This window comes from Pseudomonas sp. 02C 26 (genome assembly GCF_002843585.1).
Taxonomy (GTDB): domain Bacteria; phylum Pseudomonadota; class Gammaproteobacteria; order Pseudomonadales; family Pseudomonadaceae; genus Aquipseudomonas; species Aquipseudomonas shirazensis.
Genome location: NZ_CP025262.1, coordinates 2,281,865 through 2,296,491 on the forward strand (window position 1 = coordinate 2,281,865; position 14,627 = coordinate 2,296,491).

The 14,627-nt window shown below is 63.4% G+C and carries 10 protein-coding genes, 2 pseudogenes and 2 riboswitches; of the genes and pseudogenes, 5 read left to right on the forward strand and 7 right to left on the reverse strand.

From position 1 onward, the window contains the following. Window positions 1-151: 151 nt before the first annotated feature. The 3 genes and pseudogenes from CXQ80_RS10295 to CXQ80_RS25305 form a co-directional block, all read left to right on the forward strand. On the forward strand, window positions 152-1,171 hold the full coding sequence (locus CXQ80_RS10295) for a LacI family DNA-binding transcriptional regulator (protein ID WP_101319046.1): 1,020 nt from the start codon (window positions 152-154) through the stop codon (window positions 1,169-1,171). A 159-nt stretch (window positions 1,172-1,330) separates the two neighbouring features. Further along, window positions 1,331-2,047: pseudogene (locus CXQ80_RS25300) on the forward strand (PAS domain-containing protein); the annotation flags it as partial. Between the two features lie 108 nt (window positions 2,048-2,155). Further along, a pseudogene (locus CXQ80_RS25305) lies at window positions 2,156-2,584 on the forward strand (methyl-accepting chemotaxis protein); the annotation flags it as partial. On the opposite strand, the gene CXQ80_RS10305 reads toward CXQ80_RS25305, so the two are convergent. The 7 genes from CXQ80_RS10305 to CXQ80_RS10335 all read right to left on the reverse strand — a co-directional run bounded on the left by CXQ80_RS10305 (window position 2,559) and on the right by CXQ80_RS10335 (window position 9,055). After that, window positions 2,559-5,822, reverse strand: a complete 3,264-nt coding sequence (locus CXQ80_RS10305; protein ID WP_101319051.1) for a transporter substrate-binding domain-containing protein — start codon at window positions 5,820-5,822, stop codon at window positions 2,559-2,561. The pseudogene CXQ80_RS25305 and the gene CXQ80_RS10305 overlap by 26 nt on opposite strands. A gap of 11 nt (window positions 5,823-5,833) precedes the next feature. Further along, window positions 5,834-6,448, reverse strand: coding sequence for a response regulator transcription factor (locus tag CXQ80_RS10310; protein ID WP_101319053.1), 615 nt, complete (start codon window positions 6,446-6,448; stop codon window positions 5,834-5,836). 226 nt (window positions 6,449-6,674) lie between these two features. Further along, the gene (locus tag CXQ80_RS10315; RefSeq protein ID WP_101319055.1) at window positions 6,675-6,917 is read right to left on the reverse strand and encodes a DUF1272 domain-containing protein; all 243 of its coding nucleotides are present in this window, start codon (window positions 6,915-6,917) and stop codon (window positions 6,675-6,677) included. A gap of 62 nt (window positions 6,918-6,979) precedes the next feature. Further along, entirely contained in the window at window positions 6,980-7,735 is a 756-nt protein-coding gene (gene cobM, locus CXQ80_RS10320; RefSeq protein WP_101319057.1) for a precorrin-4 C(11)-methyltransferase, read from the reverse strand. Window positions 7,736-7,765: 30 nt separating this feature from the next. Continuing rightward, on the reverse strand, window positions 7,766-8,170 hold the full coding sequence (locus CXQ80_RS10325) for a cobalamin biosynthesis protein (RefSeq protein WP_101319059.1): 405 nt from the start codon (window positions 8,168-8,170) through the stop codon (window positions 7,766-7,768). After that, on the reverse strand, window positions 8,170-8,859 hold the full coding sequence (locus CXQ80_RS10330; protein WP_101319062.1) for a CbtA family protein: 690 nt from the start codon (window positions 8,857-8,859) through the stop codon (window positions 8,170-8,172). The genes CXQ80_RS10325 and CXQ80_RS10330 overlap by 1 nt, the downstream gene beginning before the upstream one ends. Before the next feature lie 10 nt (window positions 8,860-8,869). Then, a complete protein-coding gene (locus CXQ80_RS10335) occupies window positions 8,870-9,055 on the reverse strand; it encodes a CbtB-domain containing protein (protein ID WP_101319064.1) in 186 nt (61 codons plus the stop codon). A 98-nt stretch (window positions 9,056-9,153) separates the two neighbouring features. Then, a riboswitch (cobalamin riboswitch) is annotated at window positions 9,154-9,378 on the reverse strand. Window positions 9,379-9,495: 117 nt separating this feature from the next. Continuing rightward, window positions 9,496-9,693, forward strand: a riboswitch (cobalamin riboswitch). Between the two features lie 101 nt (window positions 9,694-9,794). On the opposite strand from CXQ80_RS10335, the gene cobW reads away from it, so the two are divergent. Beyond that, window positions 9,795-10,862, forward strand: coding sequence for a cobalamin biosynthesis protein CobW (gene cobW / locus CXQ80_RS10340; protein WP_101319066.1), 1,068 nt, complete (start codon window positions 9,795-9,797; stop codon window positions 10,860-10,862). 3 nt (window positions 10,863-10,865) lie between these two features. After that, window positions 10,866-14,627, forward strand: coding sequence for a cobaltochelatase subunit CobN (gene cobN, locus CXQ80_RS10345; RefSeq protein WP_101319068.1), 3,762 nt, complete (start codon window positions 10,866-10,868; stop codon window positions 14,625-14,627).

Genomic DNA, 14,627 nt, shown 5'->3' on the forward strand with positions numbered 1-14,627 from the left:
CGCCACCCTCCCGGATGTTATTGGTCTTGTCTAACGCAGTATGGTCGCTCGACGCAGGGCAATTGATAAAGATTACATTGCCTGTGTCCTGGGACAGCGCTACCTTAGTGGCCGTTCCCCACCCTTGGCAAGTAGTAAAATTACAACACCCATGTCACGCACCGGCTCCCGCACTACTGGTCGTCCCACCCTGGCAGAAGTCGCCAGGCTCTCCGGCGTTTCACCGATCACGGCCTCGCGGGCGTTGCGCGGTGTCGCCACCGTTGCCCCTGAACTGGCCGAAAAGGTCCTCGCTGCAGCGGCCACCCTGGGTTACATCGCCAACCCGGCAGCCCGCGCGCTGGCCTCGGCGCGCAGCCATTCGGTGGTGGTATTGATCCCATCGCTGTCCAACCAGCTGTTCATCGATACCCTCGAAGCGATCCACGCAGTGATGCGGCCGCGCGGTCTCGAAGTGCTCATCGGCAACTATCACTACGACGTTGATGAAGAAGAGAACCTGATCCGCAACTACCTCGCCTATCAGCCCTGTGGCGTGCTGTTGACCGGCTTTGATCGCACCGAAGGTTCGCGCCATTTGCTGGCTGCCAGCCGAGTGCCCTGTGTGCACATGATGGAGCTGGGTGAGCAGGCAGATGCGGTGTCTGTAGGGTTCTCTCAGCAGCAGGCAGGCTACGCTGCCGCCCGCCATTTGATCGAGCGGGGTCGACGGCGGCTGGCGTTCATTGCCGCGCAGCTCGACCCGCGGGTAATGCAGCGCGCCGCAGGCTTTCGCCAAGCGTTGCTTGAGGCCGGATTGCAAGCGCCCGAGCTGGAGCTGCTGGCCGCACAGCCCTCGTCAATTGGTCTTGGCGGCGAACTGTTCAGCCGCTTGATGGCACAGGCGCCGGAGGTCGACGGGGTGTTCTTCTGTAACGATGACCTTGCGCAGGGCGCAGTCCTGCAGGCCCTGCGCCAAGGCATCGCAGTGCCGCAACGAGTGGCCATGGTCGGCTTCAACGACCTGCCAGGTTCTGCCCACATGGTGCCGCCGTTGACCTCGATCCGGACCCCGCGTGCTGCCGTTGGTCGGGCCGCGGCGCAAGCGCTGCTGGCGATGCTCGATGGCAAGCGGGTGAGCGCCACGCGTCAGGATCTGGGCTTTGAGCTGATGGTTCGGGAAAGCACCTGAAGCGGCTAATTGCAAGGTGATATCAGCGGCCTTGCGCCGTTTCGCCGGCGATCTATGCTGAGGGCACCCCGTCCATGCAAGGAGCCCGGCGTCATGTTCGATTACCATCGCAAATCCGATATCGTCGAAATCCAGCGCTGTCATCAGGCCTTGGTGGGGATGGAGGCCAGACTGGCCGCGATCAGTCGGTCGATGGCCATGATCGAGTTCACCGCCGACGGCACTATCATTGCCGCCAACGATAAATTCTGCCAGGCATTGGGCTATAGCGCCCAGGAGATCGCGGGCAAGCATCATCGCCTGTTCTGCGATCTGGAGTACGCCAAAAGCCCCGCCTACCAGCAATTGTGGCAAGCGCTGGGCAGAGGCGAGGCCATCAGCGGTACCTTCGAGCGCGTCGACAAGGCTGGCCGCGAGGTCTGGCTGCAAGCCAGTTACATGCCCGTGCTGGATGAGCAACAGCGCGTCACCAGTGTGATCAAGGTCGCCTCTGACATCACTCAGCGAATCCACGACGAGCACGAAAGCGAAGCCCTGCTGCAGGCGATCGGCCGATCCATGGCAGTGATCGAATTCACTCCACAGGGGCGGGTGCTGACTGCCAATGCCAACTTCTTGCGAACCATGGGCTACCGCCTCGAAGAAGTGGTGGGCCGTCATCATGGACTGTTTTGCCTCGCCCATGAGCGTGAGTCGGCCGAATACCGCGAGTTCTGGGCGTCGCTTAACCGCGGCGAGTACCATTCGCACCGTTTCGAGCGAATCAACAAGCAAGGGCAGGTTGTCTATCTGGAGGCTTCATACAACCCGATCTTCGATAACAAGGGCCGGTTGGTCAAAGTGGTCAAGTTCGCCAGCGACATCACCGCCCAAGTCAGCACTCAGCAAAGCGCCGCCGATGCCGCCCACGCCAGCTCCGTGCAGACTGACGCCTGCGCGCGTAAAGGGAGCGAGGTGGTGCAGCAGACCGTGCAGGTGATCGAACAAATCTCTCAGGAGCTGAGCGACGCTGCGCGGACCATCGACGCTGTCAGCAAGCAGTCGGAGATCATCGGCCAGATTGTATTGACCATTCGCGGCATTGCCGACCAGACCAACCTGCTGGCACTCAACGCCGCAATCGAAGCGGCGCGCGCCGGTGAGCATGGCCGTGGTTTTGCTGTGGTAGCCGATGAAGTACGTAATCTGGCTGCACGCACCAGCAAGGCCACCCTGGAGATCGTCGATGTGGTCAGGCAGAACCACGACTTGTCACTGACTGCGGTCGCCAGCATGCAATCGAGCTTGTCGCACACAGGGCGCGGCGTGCAGTTGGTCAACGAGGCGGGCACGGTAATTCTGGAGATTCAGCAAGGCTCGCGGCACGTTGTCGATGCGATCGGTCAGATCAGTTCGACTCTGCAATTGCATTGAGCCCAGCGCGCAGTTCACCTAGCAGGGTGTGCAGGCTTGCCTGCAATTGCTCCCGGGCGGCTGCGCTGGGTTGGTCCGAGGCCAAGGCCTGCTCGAGTGTCTCGCAGTCGCGTACGACCCCGCGCACCTTGAGCATTTTCGCGCCGCCCTTGATGCGATGCGCAAGGTCGCGTAGCGCAGCGCTCGGCGGGTTTGCTCCCAATGCGTGCAGGGCGGCCAGGTCTTCGGCGGCACTGCGTGCCAGTTGCTCGAGCAGACGTCTGATCAGTTGCTCGTCACCTTGGGTCAAATTACGCAACTGATCAATGTCGAATCCGCTTGGGCGCGGAGTTGGCGGATTCAATGCGCAGCGCGGCAAGTGCGCCTTGAGGGCATGCAGCCCGATCGGTTTGAACAGACAGTCGTTCATGCCGCTGTCCAGGCAGCGGACGCGCTCCTCGGCCTGCGCGTTGGCGGTAACGCCGATGATGGTGCAGGCAGGCTGACCACTTGCGCGTTCCAGCGCACGAATGCTGCGGCTGAGCTCATGACCATCCATGACCGGCATGCTGCAGTCGGTGATAACCAGATCGAACTCGCCCGCTTGCCAGCTGGTCAGGGCCAGTTGGCCGTTTTCAGCCAACGTCACCTGATGACCGAGGCTGTTCAGTTGTTTGTCGAGCAACAGCAGGTTGGCCGGGTAGTCGTCGACCACCAGAATGCGCAGAGGTTGGCCGGGTTGCTGCTGGGTGGCCTCGCTGATCTGCGGCTGCGATGCAGGCGTAGCGCTGGGCAGCGCCAGGCTGACCTCAACGCGTGTGCCAAGGCCCTCGACGCTTTGCAGCTGCAGCGTGCCGCCCATCAGTTGGGCCAGGCTGCGACTGATCACCAGACCCAGCCCTGCACCTTGCCGGGCGCGTGGGCCGTCGACCTGGGCAAAGCTGTTGAACAGGCGCGCCTGGTTGACGGGGTTGATGCCCACGCCACTGTCTTGCACGCATAAGGTCAGTTGCAGCAGCTCTGCCGAGGCCGGCGCGCAGGTGAGGCTGACGAGGATCTCGCCGCGGTCGGTGAACTTGATCGCATTGCTCAGAAGATTGGCCAGGACCTGCTTGAAACGCAGCGGATCGATCAGCACCCAGAGTGGCTGCTCAGGCAGCTCGCTGCGCAGTTGCAGGCGTTTGATCCGGGCATTGCCTTCAAATACGCGCAAGCTGGCACGGACCAGTTCGATCAGATCGGTCGGCACCGGCGTCAGGGTCATGTGGCCCGCTTCGATGCGCGAGATGTCGAGGATGTCGCCAATCAGCTCAAGCAGACCAATCGCCGAATCGTGGGCAGTCTGCAAGGTCAATGGGTCGCTGCGAGCGCCATCCTCCAGGGCCAGCTCCAGCAAGCCGATAACCGCGTTCATTGGCGTGCGAATCTCGTGGCTCATGGTGGCCAGGAAGGTGCTTTTAGCCTGACTGGCCTGCTCGGCAGCGTCCTTGGCCTGGCGTAGCTGCTCAAGCAGGCCACGACTGAGGAGCAGTTGCGCCTGCAACGCCCGTTGGGCCTCGGTGCGCTGCTGGATCAGCTTGCGCAGATAGGTGTTCCAGAACACGACACCGGCCAGCAGCACGCCGCCGAGAACCAGCACCTGCAGGGCCAGGCTGCGATAATTGCGCCACGGGCTGTCACTGACCAGGGTGGTGTTGCGCCATCGGTTGACCAGTTGATCCAATTCGTCGGGCGGTATGCTCAGCAGCGCCTTGTCGACAATCGCATGCAGCTCAGGCTGATTGGCAGCCATGGCGAAGGCAGCCATCGCCGGTTCCTCGCCAAACAAGGCGGCAATGCGCAGGCGATGATTGAACACATGATCTATGTAATAGCGCGCATTGATATGGCTGCTCAAGGCGACTTCTGCTTCACCGTTGGCCACCGCTTCCATCAGCCCCAGTGGTGAATCGACTTCCACCAGCTTCGCCTGTGGATGTTGGCGCTGCACCAGTGCACCCTGCGGAGAGCCACGTACTACTGCGATCCGGCGGTTGTCGATCAATGCCGCCGGAGTGCTGGCGGGGTTGCCGGCGCGGGTTACCAGCACCCGCGGACTGACCAGGTAGGGGCGAGTGAAGCGCAAGCGTGCCGCGCGCTCGCTGCCGTAACCGATCGCGCCGATCATTTGCGCCTCGCCCCGCAGCAGTTGGTCAACCATTTCCTGGACGGCATCCACTTCGCTGATCTGAAAATCCAGCCCGGTGCGCAAGCTGATCTGCTTGAGCAGATCGGGGGCGATCCCGCTCGGGCGTTGCTCGGCGTCGTTGAAGGTCAGCGGCGCCAGGGACGGCGTGACCAGCACCTTGACGCTGCGGTTATGTTCGATCCAGTGCTGTTCGGCAGGGGTCAGCGGGGTGTTCAGGCGCTGGAGCAGGAGGCTGGTATTGCCGCTGCTCCAGCGCCGCAGAATGTTCAGCCGCTCGCTGTCGCTGATGCGGCTCAGGGCCTGGTTGAGCAACCTGAGCAGGCGCGAGTTGTCGCGGCGCGTGGCGAAGGCGAACGAGCCGCTGGGCAGCGCCGAAAAATGGTCGATGCGCACCTGGCCTTGGTAGCTCTTGCCGATCAGGTAGTCGGTGCTGATGGCGTCGCCCAGGTAGACGTCGGCGTCGCCCATGGCGACCGCAGACAAGCCGCTCAAGGTCGAGCGATAAAGTTGCAGCTGTGCCTGCGGATACTGGGCCTTGACCGTACTGGCCGGCAGGTAATGGTCGACCATCGCCAGCCGCAGCCCGGCCAGGTCATCGCCGTGGCGCACGGCCTGGTCCTGGTCCTGTCGAGCGACGATCACCGGCAGGTCGTCTGCATATGCCTGGCTCAAGGTAAGCTCGGCATTGCTGGCTTCGGTTGCGTTGGAACTGCCCAGCAGATCAATTTGCCCGTCCTGCAAGGCTTTGATGGCCTGTTCGCGGCTGTCAAAGCGCTGCACTTGAACGGCTATGCCCAACTGCTCGCTGATCAAACCGGCATAGTCAGCATTGAGCCCTTCATGGTCGGCTGGGGTGATATTGATTTCAAAAGGTAGGTAATCCGGCCCTGAGCTGCCGAGTACCAGTACCTTGTGCTGGTTCAGCCAGTCGCGGTCATCGACGGCAAGGTCCAGTGGAGCAGCAGCGCTGCTCGAGCGTGCCAGCAATTGCCGTGGCTGACTGTCAGCGAGCACGGCCGCAGACACGCCGCTAAGGCTGATCAGGAGTAGCAGTGTGCGCAGGCCGGTCATGGCGTAAAGCTTCAGTTGACGTTGTTGCGCTTGGCCAGATCGATCATTTCCACCAGCGACTCCGACTTGAGCTTCTCCATGATGCGTCCGCGGTAGGTGCTGATGGTCTTGGCGCTAAGGTTCATGGACTCGCCAATGGCCTTGTTGTTTTCGCCCCGAGCCAGCCTGCGGAGTACCTCCATTTCACGGTTGGACAAACTGTCCAGTCGGGCGTTCTCAGACTCCAGCGAATTGCTGTTGACCGACATTTGCGGAAAGGTCGAGTAGCCCTTGATCAGTGCCTTGAGGGCGAATACCACCGACTCGATGTCTTCGTTCTTGTTGACGAAAGCGCCAATCCCGGCGTCCAGGCAACGCCTGACGTAGAGGTCGGCAGGCTGCCCGGTCAGGGCCATGATCTTGGGTGGTGGGTCCAGCAGCTGCAGGCGCTTGATCACCTCCATGCCGTCCAGCTCGGGCAGGCCGATGTCAACGATCACTACCTGGGGTGAGAGTTTGCGGGCCAGTTCCACGGCTTCCTTACCATCTTCGGCGGTGCCAATGACTCGAAAACGTTCGCGCTCAAGCAGCATGCGTACAGCCGTCAGAACGATTGGGTGGTCATCGACCAGCATCACGGTTGTCATTGCTAGCTCCTGTGGTGAAGAGGGTCCGTTGCCTGAATCACACAGGAACGTAGCTGAGGGTTGATCCGCAAGCCTCAGGCAGCGCGCAAGATACGTCGATTCTCAGTCCATGATAATGCCGAGTATATGCGTGATGAACAAACCAAGTGATTCTGAGGAAAATTCCTACAAAAAATACGGTAACAATCAGGATGCGGCAGGCCTTCCGGCCTGCCGGCGGTAGAAATCAGGCGCAGGGCGCGTGGTCTTTGATGACGCGCTTAGTTGAGGCGGGGTTGTTGCTCAGTGCGTTACCAACGCGGGTCGGCCGGATTTGCAGCTGACCAGCGCAGTTCGGGCAGCGTCCGTGCAGACGTTGTTCGGCACAACTACGGCAATACGTGCATTCGAACGAGCAGATCATTGCATCCGGGCTGTCGCCGGGCAGTTCGACGGCGCAGCATTCACAGTTGGGGCGTAGTTCCAGCATGGGCGTGGCTCCGATAGCAACAAAGGTGGGTCGAGTCTGCTCCGCGCTGGCGGCGCTGGCAATCAGCCGTTGCCGGGGCGATACAGGTGAGCATGGCCGGCGCGATACAGGGCTGATTCGGCGAACGGTGTATCCCCAAGTACGTGACCGACCAGGATCAGCGCAGTTCGCCGAAAATCCCGTGTACTGGTGAGTTCGACGATGTCCGCCAGCGTGCCTTTGACCCAGTCCTGATCCGGCCAGGTGGCGCGATGGATGACCGCAACCGGGCAGTCAGCGCCGTAATGCGGCAGCAGCTCTGCGACGATCCGTGGCAGGTGCTTGACGCCGAGGTGGATCGCCAGGGTGCTGCCATGCCGGGCCAGATCGCCGAGTTGCTCGCCGGCGGGCATCGGCGAGCTGTCGCCGTAACGAGTGAGGATCACCGTTTGAGCGATGCCCGGCAGGGTCAGTTCACAACCCAGCAGCGCGGCGCTGGCCGCCGTTGCCGTTACCCCAGGGATGATCTGGTAGTCGATGCCCAACTCGCGCAAGTGACGGATCTGCTCGCCGATGGCGCCATACAGGCTCGGGTCACCGCTGTGCACCCGCGCCACATCGTGGCCTAGCGCATGCGCGCTGTGCATGGCGTCGATGATCTGCTCAAGGTGCAGTTCGGCGCTGTTGATGACAGTTTCGGCGCTGTGGCCCTCGAGCACTGCGGCGGGGACCAGCGAGCCCGCGTAGATGATCACCGGGCACTGCCGGATCAGGCGCTGGCCTTTGACCGTGATCAGTTCCGGATCGCCCGGGCCGGCGCCGATGAAGTAGACCGTCATGGCAAATCCTTGCAAATAAAATGGAGGCGATTATCCAGCACTGGCGAGGGCGAGGGTAGCGCCCGCCAACGTTTGCCGGGTGAGCACCAGCCGCGCGCAGCCGTGAGCACGCGCGGCCAAGGCCAGGGCGGTGCTTTCGGCTACGCCCCAGCAGCCGCTGTGGGCGAAGGCTGTAGCGGAGTGCTGGCTGAGCTGTGGGGCAAAACGCTGCAACTGTTCAGCGGGAAAAAACTGCAGCGCCAGTTGCAGGCGTTCGGCCAGTTGATGCAGGCCAGCCTCGCTGACTTTCAGCTCGATACTGGCGATGCCCTGCACTGCATGCAGGGTTAAGCCAAGGCTGGCCAGACTTTGTTGCAGCAGCGCTTCAAGCAGGTCGGCGGGGCAGCCCTTGCGGCAGCCAACCCCGACATACACGGCGGGTAGCGGCTCAGACATCAAGCCTGCCGCGAGCGGCGGAACAACCACGCACTGAGCAAGCCCAGGGCAATCCAGAAGGCGGCATTGGTCAGCCACGAGGCGATCTTGAACTGGGTTGCCAGGGCCTCAGGCGCAAGACTTTCATGCACGCTCGGCTGCGGCGCGCCGATCACGTGTGGCAGCGCCAACAGCAGTACGCCGGCTACCTTCAGCAGCCAATGCTGGGCAAACACAATCAGGCCCAGGCCGACCGCAGTTGCGGCCGCAGTGCCGATCCACCAGGTCTGGCGTTGGCCAAGGTCGGCTGCCGCCGTGCCCGGCAGCTCGGCTGGCAAGCCCAGGGTTGGCGCCAGGCAGAACACGGCAAAACCGGCCAGGCCCCACAGCGCTCCGGTGGCGACCCGGTTGGGTTCGCGCAGGCTGTACAGCGCTGCCAGCATCAAGGCAAAGCCGACTGCAACCACCAGGTTGCCGCCGGTGGTGGCCAGCACGCGCTGCCAGCCGTCTTCAGGCGCCCAGGCTTCGGCACTGTGCTCGTGGGCAGCAACGGCGCTGTCGCCATGCTCATGCTGGGCAGCCGGCGCTGGGCTCTCGAAGGTTTCCGCTTCGAGGATCAACGGGCTGATCCAGAAGCTTTGCAGCAGGGTCAGCAGCAGGGCGGCGAGCAGGCCGCTGAACCCTGCAGTACGGGCAATGCGCGTGATCATGCGAGTCTACTCAGTGGCAGGGGAAGGCAGCGCTGTGGCGCGTATCGTGGGCTGCGTTGTGCACCGCCTCGATGTGCGAGAAGCCGGCGAAGTACACCAGGCACAGGCCAACCAGGCTGGCGCCGACGGCGATGACCAGGCGTTGACTGAGGCTGACGGGGGTGGCGATGCTGTGTTTGGCACTGGTGATGGGCATGACGCAATCCTCTGCTTTTTATAGGCAGGGGGCAAGCGCACCGGCCCCGGGCATGGATGGCCCAGGGCAATGCGACAGCGCCCGCCCACCGCGGGGTGTTGATATTCGACTACGCAGGCCGGTCTCCGGGCTCACGAGGAGGAGCAGGGCTCCTTGAAAAGCGTCACCTTCCCATGCCCTATAGCCTGGCACAGTGGTCAAGACACTTCGCTCGCTTACCGTTGCGGGGGCAGCACCGGAGTAGTCGGGCTCTCCATTGAGGCCAGCGACGCACCGGTTTCCCGTTTCACCCCATAGGGGGCACCTGAACGCAAGGCGCTAGCAAACCATGCCGCAGCGGCGCGCTGCAAGTGACAAGTTGCACGCCAGCGTGCATTCAGCCGCCTATATATGGCATATGACAGCCCCTAAAGCCGCTTGCAGCTTGCCGCCGGGGTGCGTAGCCTTGTCTGCTTCGAGGTTCTCCGGCGTGGCCGGAGCTAAGACGGGAACGCGGTCAAGCCGCGGCTGCCCCCGCAACTGTAAGCACTGATCAGGATCGACACAGCCACTGCGCCTTGCGCGGGAAGGCGTCATCCAACCGGCCCGGCGCCGGTGCGGTGCAAGCCAGGAGACCTGCCTCGAGACGATTTCGACTTTAATCCGGGCGGGGTGATCCGGAGGCGAACAAGCCCGGCTGTGACAGCCTGCGGCGCTCGTCCTGCATGCCCGCGCCATTCTGCCAAGGGCACACGCATCCATGAAAACACTGGCCAAACTCCCCGTCACCATCGTCACCGGCTTCCTCGGCTCGGGCAAAACCACGTTGCTGCGGCACATGCTCGACAACGCCCAGGGCAGGCGCATCGCGGTGATCGTCAACGAGTTCGGCGAGCTCGGTATCGACGGCGAAATCCTCAAACAATGCACCATCGGCTGCACCGAAGAAGAAGCCTACGGGCGTGTCTTCGAGCTGGCCAACGGCTGCCTGTGCTGCACCGTGCAGGAAGAGTTCTTCCCGGTCATGCGTGAGCTGGTGGCACGTCGCGGCGATCTGGACCACATCCTGATCGAAACCAGCGGCCTGGCCTTGCCCAAACCGCTGGTGCAAGCCTTCCAGTGGCCAGAAATCCGCAACGCCTGCACGGTCGATGCGGTGATCACCGTGGTCGACAGCCCGGCAGTGGCTGCCGGTACCTTCGCAGCGTTCCCAGACCAGGTCGATGCCCAGCGCAAGCTCGACCCGAACCTTGATCATGAGTCGCCGCTGCACGAACTGTTTGCCGACCAGCTGGCCAGCGCTGACCTGGTGGTGCTGAACAAGGCCGACCTGATCGACGCCGAAGGCCTGGCCAAGGTTCGCGCCGAAGTCTCCGAAGAGCTGCCGCCGGCGGTCAAGGTCATCGAAGCCAGCAGCGGCCGCCTGCCGCTGGATGTGCTGCTGGGCCTGGGTGCCGAATCGGAAGCGCACATTGATGGGCGCCGAACTCATCATGACAGCCACCATGACGACGATGATCATGACGATCACGACCATGATGCCTTCGACTCGATCTCGCTGGATTTGCCAGAGGCCGATGAGCGCTTGCTGCTGGCGGCCCTCAACCAATTGGTAGTGGAGTTTGGCATCCTGCGCGTGAAAGGCTTTGCAGCCATCCCGGGCAAGCCGATGCGTCTGCTGATCCAGGGCGTAGGGACCCGCTTCGACAAGCATTTCGACCGGGCCTGGGGCGCTGACGAGGCGCGCATCACGCGCCTGGTACTGATTGGCCAGGAGCTCGACGCCAGCCAGCTCGAGGCCCGTCTGCGTCAGGCTCTGGAAGCCTGATCCATGCACCTGTTGCGCACCCAGCCCGGTGGTTTTGTCCCAGACGACAGTATTGCCGACCTCGGCCAGACTGCCGCCGAACTGGTCATTCTGTGCAGCGGTGACTCGCACCTGGCGCTGCTGGCCGAAACCGCGGAACAGCTGCCTGGCGACTACCCCAGCGTGCGCCTGGCCAATCCCATGCAGGTGCAAAACCATGCCTCGGTCGACCTGTATGTCGACCAGGTGCTGCGCCATGCAAAGTTGATCCTGGTATCACTGCACGGCGGCGTTGGCTACTGGCGCTACGGCATCGAGCAGTTGGTCGAGCTGGCGGCGCGCGGTGTTCAGGTGATCATGGTCCCGGGCGATGATCGGCCTGACCCCGAGCTCACCGGTTTGAGCACGGTCAGCAGCGACCAGGCCGAGCGCCTGTGGCACTACCTGCGCCAGGGCGGCAAGGCCAACGCGCTGAATCTGTTCAACTGCGTGGGCAACCTGTGGTTCCAGCGCGACTATGCCTGGCAGGAGCCGGAAGCGCTGGCCCGTACCGTGGTCTACCACCCAGCCAAGGCCAGTGCGCAGTTGCCGGACTGGTACGCCGACTGGGATCCTGCGCTGCCGGTGGCGCCGCTGCTGTTCTACCGCTCGCACCTGCAGGCGGCCAACACCGCGTTCATCGACATGTTCTGTCAGCGGCTGCAGATGGCGGGGCTCAACCCGTTGCCGATCGCTGTAGCCAGCCTCAAAGAGCGGGCCTGTCTCGATCAGGTTGAAGCGTGGATGGATGAGGTCCAGGCCGAGGTGGTGATCAACACCACTGGCTTTGCCTTGTCCAGCCCCGAGCGCCCCAACGCGCGGCCGCTGCGCCGGGATGTACCGGTGTTGCAGGCGATCTGCGCGCAGGACAATCAATTGGGCTGGGAAACCAGCGAGCAGGGCCTCGGCGGCCGCGATCTGGCCATGCACATCGTGTTGCCGGAACTGGACGGGCGGATCATCACCCGGCCGGTCAGCTTCAAGGACCTGGCCTGGCGCAGTGAACGCAGCCAGGCGGATGTGGTGTGCTATCGCGCCCACCCGGAACGCATGGACTTCGTCGCCGAGCTGGGCCGTCGCTGGGTCGCGCTGGCGCGCTTGCCGAATGGGCAAAAGCGTGTCGCGCTGATCCTCGCCAACTATCCGACCCGCGATGGCCGGATTGGTAACGGTGTCGGCCTGGACACGCCGGGGGCCGCCTTGAACATCCTTGAGGCGATGCGCGCTGCGGGTTATCCGCTGGACGAGCTGCCGGCCACCGGCACCGCGCTGATCCAGCACTTGCTCGGCGGCGTGACCAACGACCTCGACAACCTCGATCAGCGCCCATGCGCGCAGAGCCTGAGCCTGGCCGACTACCAGGCCGCGTTCGCTCAGCTGCCGGCAGAAAACCAGGCGGCCGTGCTCGCCCGCTGGGGCGCCCCTGAAACAGACCCGATGTGCCGCAGCGGCCGCATGATGGTCGCGGGCCTGCGCTTTGGGCAGACCTTCGTCGGTATCCAACCGGCGCGCGGTTATCAGGTTGACCACAGTGCGGTGTACCACGACCCGGATCTGGTTCCGCCGCATGGCTACCTGGCCTTTCACTTCTGGCTGCGCCACGCTTATGCAGCGGACGCCGTCATTCATGTCGGCAAGCATGGCAACCTCGAGTGGTTGCCAGGCAAGGGCGTCGGTCTGTCGGCGCAGTGCTGGCCCGACGCGCTGCTGGGGCCGATGCCGAACATCTACCCGTTTATCGTCAACGATCCGGGCGAGGGCGCCCAGGCCAAACGCCGCACCCAGGCGGTGATCATCGATCACCTGATGCCGCCGCTGACCCGCGCCGAGAGTTACGGCCCGCTGCGCGACCTCGAACAGTTGGCCGACGAATACTACGAAGCCCAGCTGCTTGATCCGCGCCGTGCGCAGGAGCTGCAGCGCGACATCCTGGCGCTGGTCAAGGCCAACCATATCGACCGAGAGCTGCAGCTTGAAGGTCAGCTGGATGATGCTGCCGTGTGGCTGCCGCGCCTGGATACCTACTTGTGCGACTTGAAAGAGTCGCAGATTCGCGATGGTTTGCACGTGTTCGGCCAATCGCCGCAAGGCCGCCTGCGCAGCGATACGCTGCTGGCGTTGCTGCGGGTCGAGCGTGGTGACGGCAAAGGCGGCAACGCCAGCCTGATTCGTGCTCTGGGCAAAGCCTTCGAGCTCGGTTTCGATCCGCTCGACTGCGACCTCGGTCAGCCTTGGCAAGGGCCACGGCCGGCCATGTTGCAGGCACTGGACGACGCGGCCTGGCGCACCCACGGTGATACGCGCGAGCGCCTTGAACAACTGGCGTTGACGTTGATTGAACAAGCGCTGGCCGGCAACCTGAAGCTGCCCACCGAAGAGCAATGGCAGGGCGTGGCACAGGTACTTGGAGAGCTGCTCTCGGTTGTCGCGCCAAACCTCGACAGCTGTGGCGGCGCCGAGCTCGAGGGCCTGCTCGCGGCACTGGCTGGGCGCTTCGTCGCGGCAGGCCCCAGTGGCGCACCGAGCCGCGGCCGGCTTGATGTGCTGCCGACTGGGCGCAATTTCTACACCGTCGATGTGCGCAACTTACCCACTACCACTGCGTGGCGACTGGGCTTCGCCTCGGCCAACCTGATTCTTGAGCGGCACCTGCAGGACCACGGCGATCATTTACGCCAACTCGGCCTTTCGGTCTGGGGCACCGCGACCATGCGTACCGGTGGCGACGACATTGCCCAAGCCATGGCCTTGATGGGCGTACGCCCGGTGTGGGCCACCGGCAGCCAGCGCGTCGACGACTTCGAGATCCTGCCGGTGAGCTTGCTCGACCGGCCACGGGTCGACGTCACCCTGCGTGTGTCAGGCTTCTTCCGTGATGCGTTCGGTAACCTGATCCGCCTGTTCGACGCCGCCGTGCAGGCAGTCGCGGCACTGGACGAGCCAGATCACCTCAACCCGCTGGCGGCCCGCGTGCGTGCTGAGCGCCAGGCCCTGATCGAGACAGGCATCGAAGCCGAGCAGGCTGCGCGCCAGGCTGGTTGGCGGGTGTTCGGCGCCAAGCCCGGTGCCTATGGAGCCGGGGTGCAGAACGCCATCGACGGCCGTCTGTGGCAGGACCGCAAGGACCTGGCGGAGGTTTACCTCAACTACGGCAGCTACGCTTACGGCGCCAGTGACGAGGGCACGCCCGCCCGTGCCCAGTTCGCCACGCGGCTGGGCCAGGTGCAGGCAGTGCTGCAGAATCAGGACAACCACGAGCACGACCTGCTCGACTCCAACGATTATTACCAGTTCCAGGGCGGCATGCTGGCCGCTGCCGAAACCTTGCACGGCGAGGCGGTAGCGAGTTACCACGGCGATCATAGCCAGGTCGACCGACCACGCATCCGCACTCTCAAGGAAGAGCTCAACCGAGTTATCCGTGCTCGGGCGCTGAACCCAAAGTGGATCGATGGCGCCAAGCGCCACGGCTACAAAGGCGCGTTCGAGCTGGCAGCGACGGTCGACAACCTGTTCGCCTTCGACGCCACCACGCACCTGATCGACGACCATCATTATCAGGCGCTGGCCGAGGCCTATGTGCTTGACCCGGCGACCCGTGAATTCATGCGCGAGCACAACCCCGAGGCCCTGCGCGACCTGACCGAGCGTTTGCTGGAGGCCCAGCAACGCGGCCTCTGGGAGGAACCCGGCAGTTACCGTGAAGCACTTGAGGAGCAGTTGCTCGAAGGTGAGGAAGACCACTGA

Excerpts from the sequence above, each read along its gene's own strand:
- CXQ80_RS10295 (WP_101319046.1), top strand. The coding sequence starts at position 152 with ATGTCACGCACCGGCTCCCGCACTACTGGTCGTCCCACCCTGGCAGAA.
- CXQ80_RS10305 (WP_101319051.1), bottom strand. The coding sequence starts at position 5,822 with ATGACCGGCCTGCGCACACTGCTACTCCTGATCAGCCTTAGCGGCGTG.
- CXQ80_RS10310 (WP_101319053.1), bottom strand. The coding sequence starts at position 6,448 with ATGACAACCGTGATGCTGGTCGATGACCACCCAATCGTTCTGACGGCT.
- CXQ80_RS10315 (WP_101319055.1), bottom strand. The coding sequence starts at position 6,917 with ATGCTGGAACTACGCCCCAACTGTGAATGCTGCGCCGTCGAACTGCCC.
- cobM (WP_101319057.1), bottom strand. The coding sequence starts at position 7,735 with ATGACGGTCTACTTCATCGGCGCCGGCCCGGGCGATCCGGAACTGATC.
- CXQ80_RS10325 (WP_101319059.1), bottom strand. The coding sequence starts at position 8,170 with ATGTCTGAGCCGCTACCCGCCGTGTATGTCGGGGTTGGCTGCCGCAAG.
- CXQ80_RS10330 (WP_101319062.1), bottom strand. The coding sequence starts at position 8,859 with ATGATCACGCGCATTGCCCGTACTGCAGGGTTCAGCGGCCTGCTCGCC.
- CXQ80_RS10335 (WP_101319064.1), bottom strand. The coding sequence starts at position 9,055 with ATGCCCATCACCAGTGCCAAACACAGCATCGCCACCCCCGTCAGCCTC.
- cobW (WP_101319066.1), top strand. The coding sequence starts at position 9,795 with ATGAAAACACTGGCCAAACTCCCCGTCACCATCGTCACCGGCTTCCTC.
- cobN (WP_101319068.1), top strand. The coding sequence starts at position 10,866 with ATGCACCTGTTGCGCACCCAGCCCGGTGGTTTTGTCCCAGACGACAGT.